Origin of the sequence: Mesorhizobium sp. M5C.F.Ca.IN.020.29.1.1, from assembly GCF_003997375.1 — a bacterium.
In the GTDB taxonomy this organism is placed as follows: Bacteria; Pseudomonadota; Alphaproteobacteria; order Rhizobiales; family Rhizobiaceae; genus Mesorhizobium; species Mesorhizobium wenxiniae.
Map to the genome: position 1 here is coordinate 1 of NZ_RZSW01000340.1, position 6,762 is coordinate 6,762.

Sequence of the window (6,762 nt, forward strand, 5' to 3'; positions counted from 1 at the left end):
GAGCTGCATCGCCGATGGCATGCGCGCCGGTGGAGCAAGCGGTGACGACGGCGTGGTTGGGGCCTTTCAGCCCATGCCGGATCGAAACCTGACCGGAGACGAGATTGATGATCTGGCCGGGGATAAAGAACGGGCTGATGCGGCGCGGACCGCGCTCCTTCAGGATCATCGCGTTCTCGGCGATGCCTTCGATGCCGCCGATGCCGGAGCCGATCAGCACGCCGGTGGCGCACTGCTCCTCATGGGACTTCGGCGCCCACCCCGAATCCTTCAGCGCCTCGTCGGCGGCCGCGATCCCGTAGAGGATGAAGTCACCGATCTTGCGCAGTTCCTTCGGCTCGAGAACGGCCTCGGGATTGAAGGTGGCGTTCTCACCATTGCCACGGGGAACGACGTGGGCGACCTTGCAGGCAAGATCCTCCACCTCGAACTCGGTGATGCGCTTGGCTGCGCTGCGGCCGGTCAAGAGCTCCTTCCAGCCATGCTCGAAACCCACGCCGAACGGCGAAAGCAGCCCAAGGCCCGTGACGACGACACGCCTCATCGCAGGTCCTCCTCGCTGGTGACTGCAAATAGCGTCAGGCCGAAGCCTTATCGATGTACTTCACCGCATCGCCAACAGTCAGGATGGTTTCGGCCGCATCGTCCGGGATCTCGACGCCGAATTCTTCTTCGAACGCCATGACGAGTTCGACCGTGTCGAGACTGTCCGCGCCCAGATCATCGATGAAGCTCGCCTGCTCCGTCACCTTGTCGGCATCGACGCCAAGGTGCTCGATAACGATCTTCTTGACGCGCTCTGCGGTGTCACTCATTTGGGCATCCTCGTCTTTTGTTTGTCTGTCTTCGTTAGCGGGCGGAATGCCGCTAATCAAGCTGAAAGATGGTCCTGTCGGAAACGCAACGGCACCGGACCGGTTTTTGCCCGAACCGCCGGGTTGCGGGCCGCATTACACGATAATCGGCCTGGGTCCAAGGCGAAAAGGGGTGTTTTCCCGCAACTGTCAAATCATCGCCATGCCGCCATTCACGTGAATGGTCTGGCCGGTGACATAGGCAGCTTCGTTGGAAGCGAGATAGGCGACGGCCGAAGCGACTTCGGCGCTGGTGCCCATGTGCCGTGTCGGGATCGCCGCCATGATCGCATCTTTCTGCTTGTCGTTGAGCTTGTCGGTCATCGCCGATTCGATGAAGCCGGGGGCGACGCAGTTGACCGTGATTTTGCGGGTGGCGATCTCCTGCGCCAGCGACTTGGAAAAGCCGATCATGCCGGCCTTGGAGGCGCAGTAATTGGTCTGGCCGGGATTGCCGGTGACGCCAACCACGGAGGTGATGTTGATGATGCGGCCATGCCGGCGCCGCATCATCGGATGGGTGAGTTCGCGGGTCAGCCGGAACACGGCGGTCAGATTGACCTCGAGCACCGTATCCCAGTCGGCGTCCGCCATGCGTACGAACAGACCGTCCTTGGTGATGCCGGCATTGTTGACGAGAATGTCGACGCCTTCGAGATCGGCCTCGACCTTCTGGCCGAGCGCCTTGACCTCGTCGCGATTGGAAAGGTTCGCCGGGAACAGCTTGACCCGGTCGCCGAGTTCGGTCGCCAGCGTCTCCAGCTTTTCGACGCGGGTGCCGTGCAGGCCGACGACGGCGCCCTGCGCATGCAGCACCCTGGCGATCGCCTCGCCGATGCCTCCCGATGCGCCTGTGACGAGGGCCTTGCGGCCGGTCAATTCGAACATGTCTTGTCTCCTGATCTAAGAGAGAACACCCTCCACGGGCGGGGTCGAATCTCGGTTGGTTATGCGAGCGCCGCCAGCGCCGCGTCGACATCCGCCGGCGTGCCGACGGCGCCGGTAGCCATATCGCGGTTGATGCGCCGCGCCAGTCCCGACAGCACCTTGCCGGCGCCCACCTCGTAAAGCGTCGCAATGCCATTCGCGCCGCACCATTCCACCGTTTCGCGCCCGCGCACGCGGCCGGTCACCTGTTCGACCAGACGGCGGGCGATTGCGTCCGGATCGCTGGACGGAGTGACCGACACGTTGGAGACCACGGGCACGAACGGCGCGTTCTTCGTGACATCGCCCAATGCCTCGCGCATGACCTCGGCCGCCGGTGCCATCAGCGCCGAATGGAAGGGCGCCGAGACCTGCAGCATCAGCGCCCGCTTGGCGCCCTTTTCCATGCACAGTCTCGCCGCCAGTTCGACCGCCGCGCTGGCACCGGAGATCACCAGTTGGCTACCGCCATTGTCGTTGGCGATCTGGCAAACTGAATCTTTGGCCGCTTCAGCGCAGGCGTCTTCGACATCGGCCTGTTCCAGCCCGATGATCGCCGCCATGGCGCCTTCACCGGCCGGCACAGCCGCCTGCATGGCATTGCCGCGGATACGCAAGAGCCGGGCCGCATCGGCCACCGAAACGAAACCGGCGGCGGCAAGTGCCGAATATTCGCCGAGCGAGTGGCCGGCGACATAGGCGACCTTGTCCCTCAGCGAGAGGCCGCGCGATTCCAGCGCCCGGATCGCGGCGAGCGACACAGCCATCAGCGCCGGCTGGGCATTGGCGGTCAGCGTCAGCCTCTCTTCCGGCCCTTCCCAGATCAGCTTCGACAGGTTTTCACCAAGCGCCTCGTCGACCTCTTCGAAGATATTCCGCGATTCCGGAAAAGCGTCCGCGAGGTCCTTGCCCATGCCGACAGCCTGGCTGCCCTGTCCCGGAAAGGTGAATGCGACGGCCATGTGTGGCTCCCAAGCGGCTGATTTTCCCTGCCTGTGACGCAAGGCGGGCGGGCAAGTCAAGTCCGCTGGCAGCCCGACGCGGGTCGCTCCGGCTCGGTATCGCTGGCCGAGTACCTGTTCCAAAAGGCTTTTTTTCGATCACTCATGATGAAAATCGCTCACGATTCGTTTGCTGGCTCTTCTTATTTCAGCCACAGGCGTTAGCTTTTCGTGACATATCGATGACAGCTCAATGACACTTTTGTGTATGGTCGGGGGAATTGTAAGGTGGCAAGGACTAGGAAAGGCGTTGGCAAAGCCGCGCCACAGTTTCTGGAAGGCGATCCGGCCACCGGCTATCTGCCGGGCCGGAAATGGCCTGTCATCCGCTATGGCCTCGTCAGCCTTCTCGCCGCCACCATCCTGGTTTTTGCGATCGAACTGATCGTGCGCGGCGACTTTGCCGGCACCGTCGCCTTCTTCCTGCAGCCCTTCAAGCCGGGCTGGACCACCATCATCATCTTTGCGCTTATCCTGATCGGCCTCGACGCCGTGCTCGGCCGCAGCCACCAGAGCCTGATGATCGTCGCGCCGCTGACGCTGGCGCTGGCCTTTGTCGGCCATCAGAAATCGCTCTATCTCGGCGATCCGCTCTATCCGACCGATTTCCTCTATTCACGCCAGATCGTGGCGCTGATGCCGCTGCTGGTGCGCGAACGTCCGGGAACCGCCATCGCTCTGGCGATCGGAATCGTTGGCAGCCTGTCGCTGCTCGTTTATGGCTGGCGGCTCTGGCGCCGCCGGGTACCGGCGCTTAGCCGCAAGGGTCGCCTGGCCCGGCTGACATTGACCGTGCCGTTGCTCGCCTTCTTCGTCTCGATCATGGATTACGCGACCTTCTCGTGGACGCGGGACCGGCTGCAGATCATCCCGATCATGTGGGACCAGAAGGAAAACTACGCCTCCAATGGCTTCGCGCTCGCCTTCGCGCTCAACGTGCCGATGGCGCATGTCTCGGCGCCTGCCGGCTACTCCGACAAGTCGATCGCAGCGATCGACAGGCCTGACGTGACGGCCTCGGTGCCGGCCGAGAAGCCCGACATCATCATCGTCATGAGCGAATCATTCTGGGATCCGACCGAACTGCCCGGCGTCAACATCACGCCCGATCCGATTCCCACTGTGCGGGCGCTGCGCTCGGGCTACATGTTCTCACCCGAATTCGGCGGCATGACCGCCAATGTCGAATTCGAGGCGCTGACCGGCTTTTCCAACGCCTTCCTGCCGGCCGGCAGCATCCCCTACCAGCAATATGTCCGCGCGCCGGTGCCGTCGATGGCGACGTTCCTGAAGAGCCAGGGCTATGAGACGCGCGCCATCCATCCGGGCACGAGCTGGTTCTGGAACCGCACGCCGGTCTATGCGGATTTCGGCTTCGACGACTTCAAGTCGGAAGAAAATATGCCATATCTCGAAAAGCGCGGTCCGCTGGCCTCGGACGCGGCGATGACCGACGAGATCATCCGCGAGGCCGATGCCACCGACGATCCGCTCTTCTTCTTCGCCGTCAGCCTGCAGAATCATGGACCCTACGAGCCGAATCGCTACTACAATCCGACCCACAAGGTGCAGGCGCCGACCAGCCAGTGGGCAAAGGATTCACTGCTGAGCTTCACCGAGGGTGCATCCGACGCCGATAAGGGCCTCGAGCGCCTTGTCGAATGGGCGAAGAACCGCCAACGGCCGACAGTCATCGCCTTCTTCGGCGACCATCTGCCGCCGCTCGGCCCGGTCTATGTCGAGACCGGCTTCCTCAAAGATAATGTCGCGCCGCGCAAAGAGCCGCCTGACCAGATGCTGCTGCATCACCAGACCCCGCTGGTCGTATGGTCGAACCGCACCGGGCCGGCCGCGGACATGGGCGCGGTAAGTCCGGCTTTCCTGCCCTACCATATCCTGACCACGGCCGGGATCAGCCATCCCTATTACACCGGCTTCCTCGGCCAGATGCGCGAGCGCTACAGCGTCGTCGATCGTAATTTGTTGATGAAGCCGACGGGCGAGGACACGCCCGACTGGGCGCGACAGAAGAAGATCGATCCGGCCATTCGCGATTTCCGTCTGCTGCAATACGACATGATGTTCGGCAAGCGCCATGCGGCGCCCGATTTCTTCCCGGAAACGGTGAACAAGCGCGTCCCGCATACAAGCTGAAGATGCCGCGACGTATCGTCCTTGGAGCGGCGGGTTTTCGGCTCGCCCTTGCCTTGCGGTCAAATTCCTGTATAGACGCCCGCAATCTGCCGGTCCTTGCTGGGGGCTGAACGGAGGGCCGGAGGTTTTTCGAAAACCTTCGTGTGGAGCCAGAAGCGCTTCCGCCTCCCGTGTCTCCGCTCTCGACCGTCTCGTCATGCTCCTTTCTTCCCCGCCCCCTTCTAGGATCGGTGGGTCAGAGAAGTTGCAGAGGCTTTTGCCGCGGGAACCGGGAGAGAAACGAAGAAAGGCAAAGAACAATATGGCTCTTTACGAACATGTGTTTCTTGCCCGGCAGGACCTCTCGCAGCAGCAGGTCGATGCGCTTGTCGAACAGTACAAGGGCGTCATCTCCGCGAATGGCGGGTCCGTCGGCCGGGTCGAGAACTGGGGACTGAAGTCCCTCACCTACCGGGTCAACAAGAACCGGAAGGCATACTATACGCTGATGGACATCACCTGCCCGCCGGCCGCGCTCAACGAGATGGAGCGCCAGATGGGCCTGTCCGAGGATGTGCTGCGTTTCCTCACCATCAAGGTCGATGCACATGAGGAAGGCCCGTCGGCGATGATGCAGAAGCGCGAAGAGCGCTCGGAACGCGGCGGCTTCGGCGACCGTGACCGCGGCCCACGCTCGTTCGGCGACCGCGATCGCGGCGACCGTGGCGATCGCCCGCCGCGCAGCTTCGGTGGCGATGCCGGTGCAGATCGTGGTCCGCGCCGTCCGCGCGAAGGTGTTGAAGGGGGTGCAGAATAATGGTCGACATCAACCAGATCCCGACCCGGCGCCCGTTCCATCGCCGCCGCAAGACCTGCCCGTTCTCCGGAGCCAACGCGCCCAAGATCGACTACAAGGACGTACGTCTTCTGCAGCGCTACATTTCCGAGCGCGGCAAGATCGTGCCGTCGCGCATCACCGCCGTCAGCCAGAAGAAGCAGCGCGAACTCGCCAAGGCGATCAAGCGCGCCCGCTTCCTCGGACTGCTGCCCTACGTGGTTCGCTAACACTCTTTCAGCGGGCGGTTCGCCGCCCGCTCTTCCCAACGGTGACGGGCGCCGCAGGGCTGAACTTGATTGATGCATGTCGTTGTCCCAAAACCGGGGCCACTTTTGGGCGACATGCATTGAAAATCCCGGGTTGAGGCGAGACCTCTAACTGCCGCGACAGGCAGGACAGCGACATAGGCGGCAACGCCCTCAGCTTCCTGACCTGTTCCAGACAATTCGGCGTCGATGCCAGTGATTGGCGCCCAAACGAAGGAACAAAACTATGGACGTCATTCTTCTCGAGCGCGTTTCCCGCCTCGGTCAGATGGGCGATACCGTCAAGGTCAAGGATGGATTCGCCCGCAACTTCCTGCTGCCGCAGGGCAAGGCGCTGCGCGCCAACGAAGCCAACAAGAAGAAATTCGAAGGCCAGCGAGCCCAGCTCGAAGCCCGCAACCTCGAGCGCAAGTCCGAGGCCATGCAGATTTCGGAAAAGCTCGACGGCAAGAGCTTCATCGCCGTACGTTCGGCCGGCGAAACCGGCCAACTCTACGGCTCGGTGTCGACCCGCGACATCGCAGAGCTTTTGACGGCGGAAGGCTTTTCGGTCAACCGCAACCAGATCCTGCTCAACCAGCCGATCAAGACCATCGGCCTTACCAATGTGGCGATCGCGCTGCATCCGGAAGTCGAGGTCACCATTACGCTCAACATCGCCCGCACCGCCGACGAAGCCGAGCGCCAGGCCAAGGGCGAGACGCTGACCACAGCCGAAGCTATCTATGGCGACGACATCAACG

The 6,762-nt window shown here is 62.6% G+C and carries 8 protein-coding genes; 4 read left to right on the plus strand and 4 right to left on the minus strand.

The annotated features are described in order from the left end of the window. From EOA85_RS23345 to fabD, 4 genes are all read right to left on the minus strand, one after another. Window positions 1-544 (minus strand): beta-ketoacyl synthase N-terminal-like domain-containing protein (locus EOA85_RS23345; protein ID WP_281033775.1); only part of this gene is annotated, 544 nt, incomplete at its 3' end. Window positions 545-578: 34 nt separating this feature from the next. Then, window positions 579-815 carry an acyl carrier protein gene (locus tag EOA85_RS23350; protein WP_006203723.1) on the minus strand — a complete coding sequence of 79 codons (237 nt, stop codon included), beginning with the start codon at window positions 813-815 and terminating at the stop codon, window positions 579-581. Window positions 816-1,004: 189 nt separating this feature from the next. Beyond that, window positions 1,005-1,742 (minus strand): 3-oxoacyl-[acyl-carrier-protein] reductase, encoded by a 738-nt coding sequence (fabG, locus tag EOA85_RS23355; RefSeq protein ID WP_127211340.1) that lies wholly within the window; start codon window positions 1,740-1,742, stop codon window positions 1,005-1,007. Between the two features lie 59 nt (window positions 1,743-1,801). Continuing rightward, window positions 1,802-2,743 (minus strand): ACP S-malonyltransferase, encoded by a 942-nt coding sequence (gene fabD / locus EOA85_RS23360; RefSeq protein ID WP_127211341.1) that lies wholly within the window; start codon window positions 2,741-2,743, stop codon window positions 1,802-1,804. Window positions 2,744-3,010: 267 nt separating this feature from the next. Between fabD and EOA85_RS23365 the strand changes: the two genes are divergently transcribed. The 4 genes from EOA85_RS23365 to rplI form a co-directional block, all read left to right on the plus strand. Continuing rightward, on the plus strand, window positions 3,011-4,936 hold the full coding sequence (locus EOA85_RS23365; RefSeq protein ID WP_127211342.1) for an LTA synthase family protein: 1,926 nt from the start codon (window positions 3,011-3,013) through the stop codon (window positions 4,934-4,936). Window positions 4,937-5,237: 301 nt separating this feature from the next. Continuing rightward, window positions 5,238-5,732, plus strand: a complete 495-nt coding sequence (gene rpsF / locus EOA85_RS23370; RefSeq protein ID WP_029354402.1) for a 30S ribosomal protein S6 — start codon at window positions 5,238-5,240, stop codon at window positions 5,730-5,732. Then, complete coding sequence (rpsR, locus tag EOA85_RS23375; RefSeq protein WP_006203718.1) at window positions 5,732-5,980, plus strand: 30S ribosomal protein S18; 249 nt, start codon at window positions 5,732-5,734, stop codon at window positions 5,978-5,980. Before rpsF ends, rpsR begins: the two co-directional genes overlap by 1 nt. A gap of 265 nt (window positions 5,981-6,245) precedes the next feature. Beyond that, window positions 6,246-6,762: 50S ribosomal protein L9 (gene rplI / locus EOA85_RS23380; RefSeq protein WP_127211343.1), on the plus strand; the 517-nt coding region annotated here is incomplete at its 3' end.

Excerpts from the sequence above, each read along its gene's own strand:
- rpsF (WP_029354402.1), top strand. The coding sequence starts at position 5,238 with ATGGCTCTTTACGAACATGTGTTTCTTGCCCGGCAGGACCTCTCGCAG.
- fabG (WP_127211340.1), bottom strand. The coding sequence starts at position 1,742 with ATGTTCGAATTGACCGGCCGCAAGGCCCTCGTCACAGGCGCATCGGGA.
- fabD (WP_127211341.1), bottom strand. The coding sequence starts at position 2,743 with ATGGCCGTCGCATTCACCTTTCCGGGACAGGGCAGCCAGGCTGTCGGC.
- rpsR (WP_006203718.1), top strand. The coding sequence starts at position 5,732 with ATGGTCGACATCAACCAGATCCCGACCCGGCGCCCGTTCCATCGCCGC.
- EOA85_RS23350 (WP_006203723.1), bottom strand. The coding sequence starts at position 815 with ATGAGTGACACCGCAGAGCGCGTCAAGAAGATCGTTATCGAGCACCTT.